Genomic DNA, 15,992 nt, shown 5'->3' with positions numbered 1-15,992 from the left:
ATTAACAAAAAATTAAGAATATCCCTAAAAATTTTATATTTACGTAATTCAAAACAAATCCTATGAAAAAAAGCTACCTATTGATTGCCTGTTTTGTACTTTCCAATGCGGGCGCGCAAATCATTAATTTTCCGGATCCTGATTTCAAGGCTTTGCTGCTGGGCAATCCTTCGGCCTGTGCTTTCAACGGCAGCAGCGCGATGACCGTCGATGTCGATGGAAATGGCGAAATCGAACAATCCGAGGCGCTTGCCGTCACCAGTATTGTCATCAATAACAATGCGGCAATCAACGACCTGACCGGGATCGAATATTTTACCAACATGAGCGGTTTGACCGTGACCTATACTTCGTGTACGACACTTCCGGCCTTGACCTTGACCAATTTGAGAAACGTCCATTGCAATGACAACAGCATCACTTCGCTCGATTTCAGCAACGCGATGCAGCTCGAGACGGTCATCTGCGACAGCAATCAATTGACTTCATTGCTCATGCCCGATGCCGAGACCATCTGGAAACTCACCTGCGCCGGCAACCACCTGACGTCGTTGGCGGTCAACTTTTATGGGGACCCGGCAGGGCCAAGCCATTTCAATTGCAGCAACAACAACATTTCCGATTTGGATATCGGCGGTAGTTTTTATTCAATTGATGTCAATTACAACAACCTTACGGTGCTCGATTTGTCGAGGTGTTATTACTTTTTGACCGGGTATGGCGTTTCCTGTTACGGGAACAATAACCTGGCGTACATCAACCTCAAGAACGGTTTCAACGATTTGGAGCAGAACCTGTCGCTTACCCTCAGCGATTTCCCGAACCTGCATTCCATCTGTATCGATGATCTGGAAGAAACCAGCATGATGAACTTGTTGGAGATGCAAAATTCGAGTGTAAACATCAACAGCTATTGTACGTTTGTGCCCGATGGCAATTTCACGATGATTTCCGGGACGGCGCGTCTGAGTACCGACGGATCTTGCACGGAAACCGACCAAGTCGCGACCAATGTAAAAATCAATCTGTACGATATGGACAATGGCATCTCTTGGACCTATCTGACCGATGCCAATGGACAATACCACATACCGGTGGTGAGCACGACATTAATGTTTTCGCCAACGGTATTGCAGCCTGAAAATTTTACGATCGATCCTGAATTTACTTTTATCAGCATCTTCAACGACCCAACTTATGTGCAGAATGTTTGCCTCACGGCCAATGGGACGCACGACGATGTGTCGGTTTCGATCCTTCCGATTACCGAAGTGAGACCAGGCATTCCGGCCCAATACCGGATCATTTTGGAGAACAATGGTTCGCAATCGGCCTCGGGAACCGCGACTTTCAATTATGACGATGCCCTGACCGATTTTTCGAATGCCACGGTCATTCCAGACGCCCAAAGCGTTGGACAACTGACCTGGAATTACAGCGATTTGCTGCCGCTGCAAACGCGCACGATCGATGTGGTGCTCAACGTCCATACCCCGATGTCTGTCCCGCCGGTAGATGCCGGAACCCTATTGTCGAGCAGCGCCACGATAACGGCTGCCAATGACGAAGACCCGGACAACAATACGATGGCCCTCAACGAAGTGGTTGTCAACTCGCTCGACCCGAACGACAAAGTGTGTCTCGAAGGCGCCACGATTGCGCCGGAGCGGGTAGGGGAATATGTGCATTACATGATCCGTTTTGAAAATACGGGAACCGCAAACGCCATCAATGTGGTGGTGGCCGACAACATCGATACCGATAAGTTTGTACTGGAGTCGCTGCAGTCTTTGGGCGCGAGCCATCCTTGCGTGACGCGAATCGTCGGATCCCGTGTAGAATTCATTTTCGAGAACATCAACCTGCCATTCGACGATGCCAACAACGATGGTTATGTGGCGTTCAAGATCAAGACCAATCCAGATTTGGTATTGGGCGATACGTTCAGCAATGCGGCCAAGATTTTCTTCGATTTCAATTTCCCGATTGCGACCGAACCGGCAGTGACTACAGTTTCATTATTGAAGACTTCTGATTTTGAAACCGCCAATGGTTTCAGGATTTACCCTAACCCGGCAGGCGACGTTTTGAACCTCCAATCCAACAGGAATATGCACGCAGTTTCGATTTACAATGCCCTCGGACAATTGGTTTTGGCTAATGGCCTCAAGAATCAGTTGGAGCGCATCGATGTTTCCGGTTTGCGAAGTGGCAATTATTTCATCAAGGTCCAGACGGATGATGGGGTAGGTCATGCCCAGTTCCTAAAAAAATAATTTTAATTGTATTGTACCGAAAGCCTTTCCTACGAGAAAGGCTTTTTTATCCACAAAATTAGGATTTAATTGATATATCAAATATTTTTACATCAATATACGGAACAATCATGGAAAAGTTGGAACAAATCGTTTTCTATTCACTCGACAAAGCAATCAAGTCATACCGCCAGATGGCGCAGAAAAACATCAACAAGGAAAACATCGACATCACGATCGACCAATGGCTTTTGCTGACGACCATCAAGAACAACCCGGATGCCACCCAGCAGATCATCGCGGCCAATGTGTTCAAGGATTTGGCCTCGATTACACGCATGATTGAAATATTGGTCAAGAAGGAAATCCTGACACGCGACTTTCATCCCGAAGACCGCCGGAGATTCAGTCTCAATGTAACAACCAAGGGCGAGCAGATACTAACAGATTTGGAGCCGATTATCCGGTCCAATAGGAGCAAGGCGCTTGGGGGAATTTCACCCGAGGAAATCGAAACGCTCAAAACGCTGCTCAATAGAATTGTACGCAATTGCAAATAAATCCACAGCCATGAAAAAATTCGCATTCCTTTATTTGATGCTGTTGCCGATCATCATCTTTGGCCAGCAAACCGATGCCAAAAGCTTTTACAACAAGCCATTGACGCTCCAGTTTAAAGCAGGCGCCATCCACATGACCATTTATACCGATTCGACCTTGTATTGGAAAAACCCAAGCAAAGGCACCGAAGGCAAGGAGCAATCCAAAACCATCCACGTGGACAAGCATACGATCATGACGGCCTGGCAGGAAGCCGACAAGACTTTTGTGAATTTGCTGTCCGATTTTAAAACGCGCAAGGTATCGGGTATGGTCTACCGTCCCGATGGCAAATTTTACCCGATCGAAGGCCGTATAGAAATAGGCAACTGATTTATTTCTCGATCACCGACAGCACCAATTCCTTGTAGCTTCGGCCGATGGGCAGGAGTTTGTTGTTGATCTCGACATCGGTGGCCGAAAAGGCTTCGATTTTATTTTTGGCGACCATAAAGGAGCGGTGGATGCGCAGGAATTGGTCTTTCGGAAGCAATTCCTCGATCTGGGCGAGCTGAAATTTGACCTGTATCGACTTTTGCGCCGTGACCACATTGACATATTCCTTGACGCTTTCGATGTACAAGATTTCATCAAAATACACTTTTACCTTTTTTTTGCTGACGTTGAAAAACGCAAATTCCCTTTCGCTTTTAGTGATCGCGGTAGGTTGTGCAACCATTTCGGTCGATGGTTTCAACTTGTTGACCGCGACCAGAAAACGGTTGAAGGCAATCGGTTTCATCAAATAATCGATCACGTTGAATTCATATCCTTGCAGCGCATATTCGTGGTAAGCCGTCGTGATGATGATGCGCGGCGGATTTTTGAGTGTCTTGATGAAATCAAACCCTTTGAGTTTGGGAAGATTAAGATCCAAAAAGACCAGGTCGATTTTTTCCTTCTGCAAAATATCCAAGGCATAAATGGCATCTTCGCAGACCGAAACCAGGTTCAGGAACGGAATCTGGCCGATGTAATCCTTCAGGATTTCGGCTGCCAACGGTTCGTCTTCGACAATGAGGCAATTATATTTTTCCATCGTTGAGATTGATATGGAGTTTCACGGTGAATGCGGTGGGCGTGTTGTCGATCGCCAACCGGTGTTTCGGATAGAGCAATTCGAGTTGGCGTTTGATGTTGCCCAGCCCGATTTTGGCTTCGGCTTGATCGGGATCATTTGGACCAGTCCGTTCGTCATCGCCCGAGCCTTCCTTTGAATTCTTGATTTCATAGGCCAGTTGTTGGTTCTGAAGCGTCAGGTTGATGTCGATGAAACTCTCGAACCTCGATTCGCCCGCCCCATGTTTGAACGCATTTTCGACAAAAGGCAGCAACAGCAAAGGCGCTATCTTTTCTTTGTAATTGTCGATCGAATGGCTGAAAGTCACATTGAGCCGGTTGGTATACCTGAGTTTTTCAAGCTCGATGTAGTCGTTGATGATCTTGATTTCACTTTCTATGGCAATCGAATCGCGCGCATTTTCGTAGAGCATGTAACGCAGCATGCTCGACAATTTGAGTACGACATCGGCGGTTTGGTCGGAGTTTTTCCGCGCCAGTCCGTAAATGTTGTTCAAGGTGTTGAACAGGAAATGCGGGTTGGATTGGGCTTTCAAAAATTGCAGTTCGATTTCCAGTTTCTTTTTGAGTAATTCCTGTTCCTCGATCTTTTGCCGGATGCTCAACCGCGTCAATTTGATCGAAATCGCGATTCCGCTGACAAAAGCCAAAATGAAAAACCAATAGCCGATGCTTTGAAACGAAGTAAGGCTTTCCCATAAATCGATCTGGGTCTGAAAAATCCAGCCGTACACCACAAAATGGTTGATCAGGATCGAACCCAAAACCGCGAAGGCAAACAGGCCAATGCCCGCAACGATTGTTTGGGGCAATGCCCATTGTTTGGACAGAAAACGATTGGTCACGGCAAACAAGGCATAAACGAGCGGAATTTTCACCACCAAAAAAACCGTTTGCACCAAGACAATCGTCAGGAAAAGTACCATGCCCGATTTCCCTTCAACTCCCGATGAACCGGAGTCAAAATTCAAATAGCTTTTGTACAGTACATACAATACCCAAAAGGCGGTGTGATAGCATAGTCGTTTGCCCATGTACCAAAAATAGACAATATTATTGATGCATCATAGGCCAACCGGTCGGCGTTGGTTTGAATCCCATGAACAACCGTTTGCTCCACATCAAATCCATTGAACCGTCTTTTTGGGTTTTGATTGTGCCGTAAATTGTTGTCCATGGACAGCCAAAAAATAGCAGTGCAAAACCGATTAATTTTAACCGTATGCTAATCGTAAAATCAAAACAACATGAAAAAAAATTACCATAAAACGCTGCGGCTGGCTACTGTTTCAGCCATGATGCTGTCCGCAAATGGGGTGCTCGCCCAAACCTTTACCAAAGTGACCACGGGGCCAGTGGTCAATACCGCAGGAGATTCGCGCAGTGTCAACTGGGTCGATGTCAACAACGATGGGCGTCTGGATCTTTTTATTTCCAACGGCAAAGCGGGCGGACAGAACAACATGCTGTACCTCAATACCGATGGGACCAATTTTACAGCGGTAACCGCAGACCCAATCGTGAACGATGGCAAACCCAGCGATGGCGCCACTTTTGCCGATTGCGACAACGACGGTGACCTTGATGCCGTGGTCGTGAATTGGTATTTGCAGGACAACATGTTTTACCTCAATGACGGGGCCGGGAATTTCACCCAGCAAACCACACAACCCATGATCGCCTCCGGCGGATACAGCGAAACGGCTTCCTGGGGCGATTACGACGACGACGGCAAAGTCGATCTGTACGTCACGCGGAGCGGCGCCACCACGGCCACGAGAAGAAATCAATTGTACCACAACGACGGCAACAATGCCTTTACCAAGATCACGAGCGGTGACCAGGTCATCAATTCGTTTCTTTCGCGCTCGGTCAACTGGACCGATATGGACAACGATGGCGACCTCGACCTGTTTGTGACCAACGAAGGCAATACGAGCAACAACGAAAACATTTACCGCAACGACGGCAACGGTACTTTCGTACGCCTGACGACCGGGGATATCGTCAACAATGGCGGTTGGACGATGAGCAGCAGTTGGGGCGATTACGACAACGACGGCGATCTCGACGTGTACCTGTGCAACGATGGCGCCGACAACGCCCTGTTCCGCAACGACGGGAATTTCAATTTCACCAAAATTACGGGCGATCCGGTGACGATGACCAATGCGCATTCGTTCAGTTCGGCCTGGAGCGACATCGACAACGACGGTGATATCGATCTGTTCGTGACCAATGCGTTCAACAGCGTAGCCGAACCGCTCAACAACTTCCTGTTTCTCAACAACGGCAATGGGACATTCACCAAAGTGCTCGATGGTGCGCCTGCAACCGATTTGTCCTGGTCGTACGGCTGCGCCTTTGGCGATTACGACAACGACGGCTTTCAGGATTTGGCCGTGGCGACTACGACTTTCGGTGGCGTCGATGCCAATGATTTTCTGTACCATAACGACGGAAACGCCAACCATTGGATTGCAATCAACCTAATCGGGACCGCTTTCGAACCGATCGGCCATAGGAGCAAAAGTGCGCGTAACGGCCACCATCAATGGCAATACGGTGACCCAGATGCGCGAGATTTCGGCGCAGAGCCAGTATTGTGGACAGAACGATTTGCGCGCGCATTTCGGTCTCGGCGATGCGACCACGGTCCAATCGATTTCGGTCGAATGGCCGTCCGGGGCGACCGAAGGTTTTGACAATGTTAGCGGTGACCAATTCATTAACATTACCGAAGGCGAGGGCTTGAAGGTGGGCAGTTTCCAAACCGAAACCAAGGATTTGATCATCTATCCCAATCCGGCCAAAGAGGTCTTGAACATCAAAAGCAAAAGCCAGGTGCAGATTGCGTCGGTAAAAGTTTACACCGTTTCAGGGCAACTGGCGATGAGTATTATGGGAACCAATCAAACTGCGACCATCGACGTTTCGGGTTTGGCGGCAGGACAATATTTCCTGCGCATCCATTCCGACCAAGGAAGCCACCAGGCAAAATTTACCAAAGAGTAGTTAATTGATACATTTAGTTTTTGCGACGAAAGCCTCATTGTTTTGAGGCTTTTTTTATTGATTTTCATATATTTACATTGCAAAACAAAACCACTATGACCAAAAACTACATTTTATTACTGTTGGTTTTCTGTATCCCGGCAGCCCATTCGCAGATCATCGACATTCCGGATGTCCATTTCAAGGCCAGGCTTTTGGCTTCGGGCCCGACAGATGGCGTGGCACGCGATGCGAACGACCAATACCTTGTCGTAGATACAAATAACAACGGCGAAATTGAAGTCAGCGAGGCGCTTCCCGTGCGCAAACTGGAGATTCCGGGTGATGAGATTGCCGACCTGACCGGAATTGCGGCCTTTGCAAACCTGACCGATTTAAACATCAACAACAATTACCTGACGAGCCTCGATGTTTCGATGCTGTTGCAACTCAAGTGGCTGTTGGCCGATTACAACCAAATCAGCTCGCTTTCGGTTGGGCCGGGTTTGGAATTTTTGGGCTGCGGCAACAACCAGCTCACTTCGCTCGATGTTTCCAATTGCAATGCGCTGCAAAACATTCATTGCAACAACAATCAATTGGCAACCTTGGATTTGAGCAACAAACCCAATTTGAATACTATTTTTTGTTTCCGGAATGTATTGACGAATTTGAACATAGCTAATTCACCTAATATCAGTACCATCTGGTGTTCAGAGAATTTGTTATTTGGTATCGATTTGTCGGATGCGCCCACATTGTCCTGGCTCGAATGCGACCACAACCAAATCACAAGCCTCGATTTGAGCAACATTGCATTGCCCGAATGGAGTATTTTCTTTCTTTATTGCAACGACAATTTGTTTTCATCTCTTGATCTCAGTGTAGCCAATTCCCGCGTCGTGGCCGATTGCAGCAATAATCCGGATCTTGCTTTTATCAATTGCATGGGTACGGGCACTTTTTACGACCCGAATGCACACGAGCCGCCTTATCCTGGCCTTTTTTTCCAGAATTTGCCGAGCCTCATGCACATTTGCGCCGATGCGGTCAATTATGAATACCTCGACGACAAAATCCTGATGTATGGTTACACCGGCGTTACGGTAGATGCTACTTGTACGTTGCAAGATGTCGATTTTGCCATCAATGATTTGGCGGTTTATCCGAATCCCGTGTCCGATGTGTTTTACATTCATTCCAATGAAAAAGTTGACGCGGTCGACCTCTATAATATTTTTGGGCAACTGGTTTTATCGGCCATCTGTAACCAAAAAGAATTTAGCATCGATGGGTCGAAGCTCGCATCCGGAAATTATTTTGTCAAGGTTCAATCCGGGACATCCATTTCGTGGACCCAGTTGATTAAACAGTAAATCCAATACCAAACCGATGGGAATTTTTGACCGATTTAAAAAAAACACGCCAGCCCCAGAAAATGATTCGACCAATTTGATCTATGAATTGTTGTTTTGCGACAATATCGAATTGTATAGAAACCCCACGCAAGGCAACGATTATCCGTGGATGATTTTGTTTGCTGAAAATCCGGCCACTGAAGATTTGATTCGAATCGTCAATGATGAAAATGCAGAAACACGTGTAAAAGTACTTGCTGCCAATATTTTACATGCCAAAGGACAAACACTCGAACCCAAAAAATTGTTTGCGGTTATCGTCGAAGTGGGCCTCGACGAAGGACTGGATGTATTGGCTTCTTTTGCCGATGGAACGGCGCGGTACATCAATTACACCGGACGGATATTGGTATGGGAAACGACAGACGAAACTTCCAATGCACTGACTTCTGATCTTTTCCGCGAAAGTACCCACATCGTCAACAAGATTGGCCCTTGGAACCAGCCCAGAAAACCACGCCCTCCAAAAGGCAATACCAGGATCTCGTTTCTGGTTTCGGACGGTTTGTATTTTGGCGAGGGGCCGATTCAAGTTTTGTTTAATGACCCAATGGCCCAACCTGCTTTTACAGCGGCGACTTCGCTTATGCAATACCTGACCAGTAAAGCGGTGTGATTTCTCTCAAAAATAAAAAGGTGTTGACTTATCAACACCTTCCTAATTATCAATTGTCAATTATTGATTATTTCAAGCTTCCGACCATGTCTTCGGGTTTGACCCAGGCGTCGAAATCTTCGGGTGAAACATACCCCAAACGAACGGCTTCATCTTTCAGAGTTGTACCATTTTTGTGTGCGGTTTGCGCAATCTCGGCGGCTTTGTAGTAACCGATTTTGGTGTTGAGCGCGGTCACGAGCATCAGTGAGTTGTCGACCAATTCCTTGATGCGTTTGTGGTTCGGCTCGATGCCTTGCGCACAATGCTCGTCGAATGAAACGCAGGCGTCGCCAATCAAGCGTGCCGATTGCAGGAAGTTGGCTGCCATCACCGGCTTGAAAACATTGAGTTCGTAATGGCCTTGCATACCGCCGACCGCAATCGCTACATCATTGCCCATGACCTGTGCACAAACCATCGTCAATGCTTCACATTGCGTCGGGTTGACTTTGCCCGGCATGATCGATGATCCCGGTTCATTCTCCGGAATAAAGATTTCGCCGATTCCCGAACGCGGACCAGAAGCCATCATACGGATGTCGTTGGAGATTTTATTGAGCGAAACCGCGAGTTGCTTCAATGCCCCATGCGATTCTACAATGGCGTCATGCGAAGCCAAAGCCTCGAATTTGTTCGGCGCGGTCTTGAATGGATGACCGGTGAATTGGGCAATGTACTCGGCGACTTTCACGTCGTAACCGGCAGGCGTATTCAAGCCCGTTCCTACGGCTGTTCCGCCGAGGGCCAGTTCAGACAGGTGCGCCAATGTATTTTTCAAAGCTTTGATGCCATAATCGAGTTGGGCAACGTAACCTGAAAGTTCTTGTCCGAGTGTCAATGGGGTTGCGTCCATCAAGTGCGTGCGCCCGATTTTGACCACGTCCATGAATTGTTTGGCTTTCGCGTCGAGTGTGTTTCTGAGTTTCTCCACACCTGGAATCGTGATTTCTACCGCCGATTTGTAGGCCGCGATGTGCATGCCGGTCGGGTAGGTGTCGTTCGACGATTGCGATTTGTTGACGTCGTCATTGGCTTTGACGAGTTGTTCGCCTTCACCGATTTTAAAGCCTGCCAAAACCTGTGCGCGGTTCGCGATGACTTCGTTGACGTTCATGTTCGATTGCGTGCCCGAACCGGTTTGCCAGATGACAAGCGGGAATTGGTCGTCCAATTTACCGGCGAGGATTTCGTCGCAGACGGCGGCGATTGCGTCGCGTTTTTCAGTAGACAATACGCCGAGGTCGCAATTCGCGTAGGCGGCCGCTTTTTTCAAGTAAGCAAAACCTTCGATGATTTCTTTGGGCATCGACGCCGACGGTCCGATCTTGAAGTTGTTGCGGGAGCGTTCGGTTTGTGCGCCCCAGTATTTGTCGGCTGGGACTTGAACTTCGCCCATCGTGTCTTTTTCTATTCTGTATTCCATGGTTTATTAATTAGAAAATTAGTCAATTAGAAAATGAGATAATGATTTGCAGGACGTGATACAATTATCTAATTTTCTCATTATCTAATTGTCGCATTTTAGCCCGGATGGAAGCGGCATCCTTTTGCTGGCTTCTTTAGCCAGGAAAAGATACAGCGGACAGCCGGAAACAGCTCCTAAAAATCCACCGCGAATTTAAGGATAAAAACTATTTTATAAAAATCGTACGGACTTTATTGCGGTGCAAAAAATAAAAAACTACATTTGCGTATAATTCAAAAAAATTCCGGAAAACATGTTTGAATTTCAACAGTACTTGGGCTTTTTGCTTTTCCTCACCATCTTGACGATGGGTTTCTGGCTGATGATTTTCCTGATCAACTTCGTATTTTACTGGGTGTTCGGGGCAAGTATCGAGCTTTGGAAAGAGAAAAGAGCAAAGAAAAAGCACGAAGATCAACAATCTGCATTGAACTAATGCGATTGAAAAAAGGAAGCCGATTGGCTTCCTTTTTTTGTTTTATCCTGGGAAATCGTCGTTTGAGCCGTCGTCGGAGCGTTTCGGCTGTTTTTCCTTTTCTCCTTTTTTCTTGTTGAAGCGGTAGGTAAACGAAAGCGTGATCTGGCGTTCGCGCCATTGCATTTCGCTGTACGAATTCGAAACGCCGGGCAGGTAGGTTTCGTTGATTCTTTTTCTCGAGTTGAACAAATCCTGGACGTTCAAAGCCAAAGTCGCTTTTTCCTTGAACAAATCCTTGCTGAATCCGAGGTTGGCACTCGCGACGCCTCTGCTTTTGCCTTGGGCGGTGTTCTGCGGGCCATTGTAGGTCACGTTGGTCTGCCAGTCGATTTTGTACGGCAAAGTTACTTTTGACGTCAATCGCGTAAACCACGAAGTCGCCGTATTGTCGAGGTCGATCGTTTCATTCAAATTGTTGAGCGGGTTAAAATAGGTGTACTCGCCATCGGTCTGGTTGCTGAAGAAATTGAAGTTGCTGTTGAGTTTCCACCATTTGAACGGCGAATAATTGAGTGTGAACTCGAAGCCAAAACGCGTTTCGGTGGCGATGTTGACCGGCGTGCTTTCGATGACCGGAATGCCGTCTACGCGCAAGCCCGAATCGCGACGGATGAATTGGAACGAATCGGAAGTTTTGTTGACATAGGCCGAAGTACTCAACGTAAGCTTGTTGCCCCAGCGTTTGAGGTAGCCCAAATCGACCGCATCGGTCAGGGCAGGATCGAGGTCGGGATTTCCACGGAAGATGTTGATGTTGCTCGAATAATTCGAGAATGGGTTGATCTGACGGCCACGCGGACGCGAGATGCGTCGGCTGTAGCTCAGGGAAATATTGCTTTGGTCGGACAATTCATAAGTCAAAAAAGCACTTGGGAAGAAATTGCCGTATTTTTTATTGTTGTATTCGCCCGTGATCCATTGGTTGATGTCGATGTCCGAATGTTCATAACGCAACCCGAGCAAATACGAAAACTTGTTGATTTTGGAACCGAATTGCGTGTAAATCGCATTGATCTGTTCTTTGTATTCGAGCGTATTCGTATAGCCTTTGTGGACGTCGTACGCATTGGTATTGATATTTAAGGTATCGACTTCGAAATCGGTGACCAATTTGTTGAAATCGCCTTTGTAGCCCGCTTCGAATTGGCTTTTTTCACCAATCGGCAAGACATAATCGGCCTGTACGATGCTGCGGTTTTGGTCCTGTTTGTTGAAAGTGAGTTCTTCGCCGTTGTTGATTTCGGAAGAATCGTCGTCGCGGTTTTTGGAAAACGAACCATCGATGGTCAATTTGTGTCCGTCTTTTTTGAATTTCTTGGTGAAATTGGTCGCGTATTCGACGTTCGTGCTTTCGTTCTGTTGGTCGTTGAAACGGTAGGTTGTAAACTGGTAATTGTGGAAGGCGTCGTAATTGTCGTAGCTCACGCGATCGGGGTTGCCGCCGGTGTTTCTCCTCAAATTGATCGAATTCGACCAGGTCGCCGATTCGGTAAGGTACCAATCCATTCCAAAATTCGAATTGTAGCCTTTGCTCAGGCGCTCGTTTTCACGCGATTCATAGATGTATTTGCGTGTCGTACCATCGGCATTCAAATATTCGGTGTCGTTGAGGGAATTTCCGGGATTGTTGCGGTAGTTGTAACCTGTGGTCGTGAACAGGTTGAATTGGTCGGTCTTGTAGTTGATGTTGCCCGATAGGCCATAGCTTTCCGGATCGCCGACCGAGGCGATGAACGTTCCGTTGACGCCCTGGTTTTTGCCTTTCTTGAGGATGATGTTGAGCAAACCGCCGCCGCCTTCAGAATCGTAACGCGCCGATGGGTTGGTCACGACTTCGACCTTGTCGATCGCATCGGCCGGAATCAAACGCAGGGCTTCGGAAATATTGATGGCGTTCGATGGCCGTCCGTCGATCAAGATCCTGACATTGTCATTGCCACGCAGGCTCACCACGCCATCAGCATCGACGGTCACCGATGGGATGTTGTCGAGCACATCGCTCACGGTGCCGCCTTTGACCATCAAATCCTGGCCGACGCTGTAGACTTTTTTGTCGAGCTTGATCTGGACCGTCGTGGCTTCTGCGCGGATGGTGACGTCTTCGAGCTGTGTCGCGTCTTCGGTCAGGGCAATGTCGCCCAGATTGGTGTCTTCTTTCAATAATTTATTGTTGATTTCCAATACCTTGAACGAGATGAATTCTACCTTGATGTTGTACATCCCGGCGTTGGCCTCGATGTCGAATTGGCCTTGGGCATTGGTGATTCCGCCGGCGATGTTTTTGGGATTCTTGACATTGGTCAGCGTAATGGTCGCATATTCCAAGGGTTGCTTGCTGGTTTTTTCGATGACTTTTCCGCTGATCTTGATTTTTTTGGGCTCGGGTCTGTCCTGTGCAAACGAAAACAGACTGTTGAATAGGAAAAGGGCGGAGAAGAGAAGCGATGCTTGTTTCATACAAATTAAAATTAAACCGGCTTAAGAACACAAATGTAAGTGTTGGTTTAAGCGTCAAATCACAAAGGTTTGTTAAATGAGGCGGTTGCGGGTTTTGTTGCGGCGTTTAGATGATGGCAGCCGCTTTTTCGAGCGGACGTGCGATAATGGCCTTGTCTCCATTGATGACGATGGGGCGTTCGATCAGGATCGGATTTTTGGCGAGTACTTTTAAGACTTGTGCAGGCGTCATTTTTTTATCGGCGTATTTGGTTTTCCACAATTCTTCTTTCTGTCGAACGATGGCTATCGGTTTCACGCCAAGTTTCTTGACAATCGCCTTGAGTTCTTCATAGGTAGGCGTATCGGTCAGGTAATGAATGACTTCGAATTCTTTGCCGCTTTCCTCTAGAAAAAGCAGGCAGTCGCGTGATTTGCTGCAACGCGGATTGTGTAAGACTTGTATCACTTTTCGATCAAATTTTTTGCAAAGTAATGGCTTTATATTTTAAAAAATACGCTAAATTAGGCAGAATTAATCTTAACTCGACTGCGATGTTTATAGCACAGGCCATCAAGCCCGGAAACCATTTTGGAAAGTATTTGTTGGGCTTGCTCATCATCTTTATCGCTTCTTTGATGGGGCAGACGCCGTTCGGGATAGCCGTTTTTGTCCAATCCATGAATGAGGGAAACGGGCTCAACCTGACAGCCGAGAACATGATGTCGATCCTCGAACCCAACCTCACTTTATTTTTATTGTTGATTTCGTATATCGCAACGCTCGGAGCCACATTTTTCGCAGCCAAATATTTACACGGGCAAAGCATCGTGTCGCTGACGACCTCAAGAAACAAAATCGATTGGAGCCGGGTTTTCTTTGCTTTTACGGTTTGGGGACTTTTTACGGTGGTTACGACTGGGATTGCTTATTGGGCGGCTCCGGAAGATTTTGTAGTCAATTTTAAACCGGTACCTTTTCTCATTTTATTGATCATCGGAACTTTGCTGATCCCGATCCAAACTTCGTCAGAAGAATACATTTTCAGGGGATATTTGATGCAAGGTTTGGGACTTGTTGGCAACAGATGGTTTCCGTTGCTGCTGACTTCGGTCATTTTTGGATCGTTGCATTTGATGAATCCCGAAGTTACGAAAATGGGGTACATTATCCTGATTTATTATATCGGAACAGGGTTGTTTCTAGGAATCTTGACGTTGATGGATGAAGGAATGGAACTGGCCCTGGGTTTTCACGCGGCCAACAATCTGTTTGGCGCCTTATTGGTCACTTCCGACTGGACCGTTTTCCAGACGCATTCCATATTGAAAGACGTCTCGGAGCCTTCTGCGGGTGTTGATGTTCTTTTGCCCGTTTTGGTCATTTTCCCGATTCTTTTGTTTATCTTTAGTAAGAAATACGGTTGGTCCGATTGGGCCGAAAAACTGACCGGAAAGATCGATACCAGAATCGATCGATTGTCGAATACCAATACCACTGCCTATGGAAACCATGACGCTGACACCAACTTACCATAACGTACACAGTAGTTTTAAACTCAACGGATTTCACCTAGATAAGGAAGATCTGTGCCGTGTAGCCTATAGTTTTATCAAGGAAGGCGACGATTTCGAGAAGCCTGTCGGGCATTTCCTGCTCGATTGGTTTGACGATTTGCCTTACATCGAAATGACGACTTCGGGAACAACGGGCAAACCGAAAACGATCCGCATCGACAAACAAGCGATGGTCAATTCTGCTTTGGCCACCGGAGATTTCTTTGACCTGCATCCCGGAAACAAAGCCCTGCATTGTCTGCCCGTCAAATACATCGCAGGGAAAATGATGCTCGTGCGCGCCTTCATCCTGGGGCTCGACACCGATTTTGTCGCCCCTAGTTCGAGTCCGTTTGCACAGAACAACGACACTTGCTACGATTTCGTGGCGATGGTTCCGTTGCAGGCGCAGCATTCGCTCGGTTCGCTCAAAAGAGTCAAAAAAATGATCATCGGCGGGGTCGGCATCAGCAAGTCGTTGACCAAGGAATTGCAGAAATTGCCCACCGAAGTCTACGAAACCTATGGCATGACCGAAACCATCACGCACATCGCCGCCAAGAAAGTAGGAGAGAAGGCGTTTACGGTTTTGCCCAATGTGACGTTGTCGTATGACGAAAACAATTGTCTGGTCATCCATGCACCACGCATTTCGAACGAAATCATCCTGACCAACGATTTGGTCAAATTGGTCAATGAAAACCAATTCGTTTTCTTGGGCCGATACGACAATGTGGTCAACAGCGGCGGCATCAAGTTGATTCCCGAACAGGTAGAGGAAAAGCTTTCCGGACATGTCCCGTCGCGCTATTTCGTGGGCGGTATCCCCGATGAAAACCTCGGTGAGAAATTGGTTTTGGCAGTCGAGGGCGAACAACCGAATGATTACGATTTCAAATTCGATTTGCTCGACAAATATGAAAAACCCAAGGAGGTTTTTTTCATTCCCAAATTCCGCGAAACGGAAACCGGGAAAATCATGCGCAAGGAAACGCTCAAGGAAGCGCTAAAAAACAAATAAAAACGCCGTAGGAATACGGCGTTTTCGTTT

At 47.2% G+C, this 15,992-nt stretch carries 14 protein-coding genes and 1 pseudogene; 10 read left to right on the top strand and 5 right to left on the bottom strand.

The window, feature by feature from the left end:
• The first annotated feature begins 62 nt into the window (after nt 1-62).
• From QM717_RS17275 to QM717_RS17265, 3 genes are all read left to right on the top strand, one after another.
• Entirely contained in the window at nt 63-2,276 is a 2,214-nt protein-coding gene (locus tag QM717_RS17275) for a T9SS type A sorting domain-containing protein (protein ID WP_415039376.1), read from the top strand.
• A gap of 110 nt (nt 2,277-2,386) precedes the next feature.
• Nucleotides 2,387-2,815 (top strand): MarR family winged helix-turn-helix transcriptional regulator, encoded by a 429-nt coding sequence (locus tag QM717_RS17270; RefSeq protein ID WP_415039375.1) that lies wholly within the window; start codon nt 2,387-2,389, stop codon nt 2,813-2,815.
• A gap of 10 nt (nt 2,816-2,825) precedes the next feature.
• Nucleotides 2,826-3,188: a MoaF-related domain-containing protein gene (locus QM717_RS17265; RefSeq protein WP_415039373.1), complete on the top strand. Its 363-nt coding sequence runs from the start codon at nt 2,826-2,828 to the stop codon at nt 3,186-3,188.
• Nucleotide 3,189: 1 nt separating this feature from the next.
• On the opposite strand, the gene QM717_RS17260 is transcribed toward QM717_RS17265, so the two are convergent.
• Together QM717_RS17260 and QM717_RS17255 are read right to left on the bottom strand one after the other, a co-directional pair.
• Nucleotides 3,190-3,894, bottom strand: a complete 705-nt coding sequence (locus QM717_RS17260) for a LytR/AlgR family response regulator transcription factor (protein ID WP_415039371.1) — start codon at nt 3,892-3,894, stop codon at nt 3,190-3,192.
• Complete coding sequence (locus QM717_RS17255; protein ID WP_415039369.1) at nt 3,881-4,969, bottom strand: sensor histidine kinase; 1,089 nt, start codon at nt 4,967-4,969, stop codon at nt 3,881-3,883. The genes QM717_RS17260 and QM717_RS17255 overlap by 14 nt, the downstream gene beginning before the upstream one ends.
• Nucleotides 4,970-5,182: 213 nt before the next feature.
• On the opposite strand from QM717_RS17255, the pseudogene QM717_RS17250 reads away from it, so the two are divergent.
• From QM717_RS17250 to QM717_RS17235, 4 genes and pseudogenes are all read left to right on the top strand, one after another.
• A pseudogene (locus QM717_RS17250) lies at nt 5,183-6,328 on the top strand (FG-GAP repeat domain-containing protein); the annotation flags it as partial.
• 181 nt (nt 6,329-6,509) lie between these two features.
• Nucleotides 6,510-6,950 (top strand): T9SS type A sorting domain-containing protein, encoded by a 441-nt coding sequence (locus QM717_RS17245; protein ID WP_415039367.1) that lies wholly within the window; start codon nt 6,510-6,512, stop codon nt 6,948-6,950.
• Between the two features lie 95 nt (nt 6,951-7,045).
• On the top strand, nt 7,046-8,305 hold the full coding sequence (locus tag QM717_RS17240) for a T9SS type A sorting domain-containing protein (RefSeq protein WP_415039365.1): 1,260 nt from the start codon (nt 7,046-7,048) through the stop codon (nt 8,303-8,305).
• Nucleotides 8,306-8,321: 16 nt separating this feature from the next.
• Nucleotides 8,322-8,963 (top strand): hypothetical protein, encoded by a 642-nt coding sequence (locus QM717_RS17235; RefSeq protein ID WP_415039363.1) that lies wholly within the window; start codon nt 8,322-8,324, stop codon nt 8,961-8,963.
• 67 nt (nt 8,964-9,030) lie between these two features.
• Here QM717_RS17235 and fumC read toward each other — a convergent pair whose 3' ends face one another.
• Nucleotides 9,031-10,428, bottom strand: coding sequence for a class II fumarate hydratase (fumC, locus tag QM717_RS17230; protein ID WP_415039362.1), 1,398 nt, complete (start codon nt 10,426-10,428; stop codon nt 9,031-9,033).
• A gap of 295 nt (nt 10,429-10,723) precedes the next feature.
• On the opposite strand from fumC, the gene QM717_RS17225 reads away from it, so the two are divergent.
• Nucleotides 10,724-10,906: a hypothetical protein gene (locus QM717_RS17225; RefSeq protein ID WP_415039360.1), complete on the top strand. Its 183-nt coding sequence runs from the start codon at nt 10,724-10,726 to the stop codon at nt 10,904-10,906.
• A gap of 42 nt (nt 10,907-10,948) precedes the next feature.
• Here QM717_RS17225 and QM717_RS17220 read toward each other — a convergent pair whose 3' ends face one another.
• Complete coding sequence (locus QM717_RS17220) at nt 10,949-13,405, bottom strand: TonB-dependent receptor domain-containing protein (RefSeq protein WP_415039359.1); 2,457 nt, start codon at nt 13,403-13,405, stop codon at nt 10,949-10,951.
• Between the two features lie 106 nt (nt 13,406-13,511).
• A complete protein-coding gene (gene arsC, locus QM717_RS17215; RefSeq protein WP_415039357.1) occupies nt 13,512-13,853 on the bottom strand; it encodes an arsenate reductase (glutaredoxin) in 342 nt (113 codons plus the stop codon).
• An 86-nt stretch (nt 13,854-13,939) separates the two neighbouring features.
• Between arsC and QM717_RS17210 the strand changes: the two genes are divergently transcribed.
• Nucleotides 13,940-14,923 (top strand): lysostaphin resistance A-like protein, encoded by a 984-nt coding sequence (locus tag QM717_RS17210; protein ID WP_415039355.1) that lies wholly within the window; start codon nt 13,940-13,942, stop codon nt 14,921-14,923.
• Nucleotides 14,889-15,962, top strand: coding sequence for an AMP-binding protein (locus QM717_RS17205; protein WP_415039353.1), 1,074 nt, complete (start codon nt 14,889-14,891; stop codon nt 15,960-15,962). Before QM717_RS17210 ends, QM717_RS17205 begins: the two co-directional genes overlap by 35 nt.
• Nucleotides 15,963-15,992: the final 30 nt, after the last annotated feature.

Source organism: Flavobacterium sp. (assembly GCF_047602195.1).
Taxonomy (GTDB): domain Bacteria; phylum Bacteroidota; class Bacteroidia; order Flavobacteriales; family Flavobacteriaceae; genus Flavobacterium.
Note: the sequence above shows the minus strand (reverse complement) of the source record. Positions and strands in the feature narration are given on the sequence as shown.

Coding starts and splice junctions, on each gene's coding strand:
- QM717_RS17260 (WP_415039371.1), bottom strand. CDS start 3,894: ATGGAAAAATATAATTGCCTCATTGTCGAAGACGAACCGTTGGCAGCC.
- QM717_RS17235 (WP_415039363.1), top strand. CDS start 8,322: ATGGGAATTTTTGACCGATTTAAAAAAAACACGCCAGCCCCAGAAAAT.
- QM717_RS17275 (WP_415039376.1), top strand. CDS start 63: ATGAAAAAAAGCTACCTATTGATTGCCTGTTTTGTACTTTCCAATGCG.
- QM717_RS17265 (WP_415039373.1), top strand. CDS start 2,826: ATGAAAAAATTCGCATTCCTTTATTTGATGCTGTTGCCGATCATCATC.
- QM717_RS17210 (WP_415039355.1), top strand. CDS start 13,940: ATGTTTATAGCACAGGCCATCAAGCCCGGAAACCATTTTGGAAAGTAT.
- QM717_RS17240 (WP_415039365.1), top strand. CDS start 7,046: ATGACCAAAAACTACATTTTATTACTGTTGGTTTTCTGTATCCCGGCA.
- QM717_RS17205 (WP_415039353.1), top strand. CDS start 14,889: ATGGAAACCATGACGCTGACACCAACTTACCATAACGTACACAGTAGT.
- QM717_RS17225 (WP_415039360.1), top strand. CDS start 10,724: ATGTTTGAATTTCAACAGTACTTGGGCTTTTTGCTTTTCCTCACCATC.
- QM717_RS17270 (WP_415039375.1), top strand. CDS start 2,387: ATGGAAAAGTTGGAACAAATCGTTTTCTATTCACTCGACAAAGCAATC.
- QM717_RS17220 (WP_415039359.1), bottom strand. CDS start 13,405: ATGAAACAAGCATCGCTTCTCTTCTCCGCCCTTTTCCTATTCAACAGT.
- QM717_RS17245 (WP_415039367.1), top strand. CDS start 6,510: ATGCGCGAGATTTCGGCGCAGAGCCAGTATTGTGGACAGAACGATTTG.
- QM717_RS17255 (WP_415039369.1), bottom strand. CDS start 4,969: ATGGGCAAACGACTATGCTATCACACCGCCTTTTGGGTATTGTATGTA.
- fumC (WP_415039362.1), bottom strand. CDS start 10,428: ATGGAATACAGAATAGAAAAAGACACGATGGGCGAAGTTCAAGTCCCA.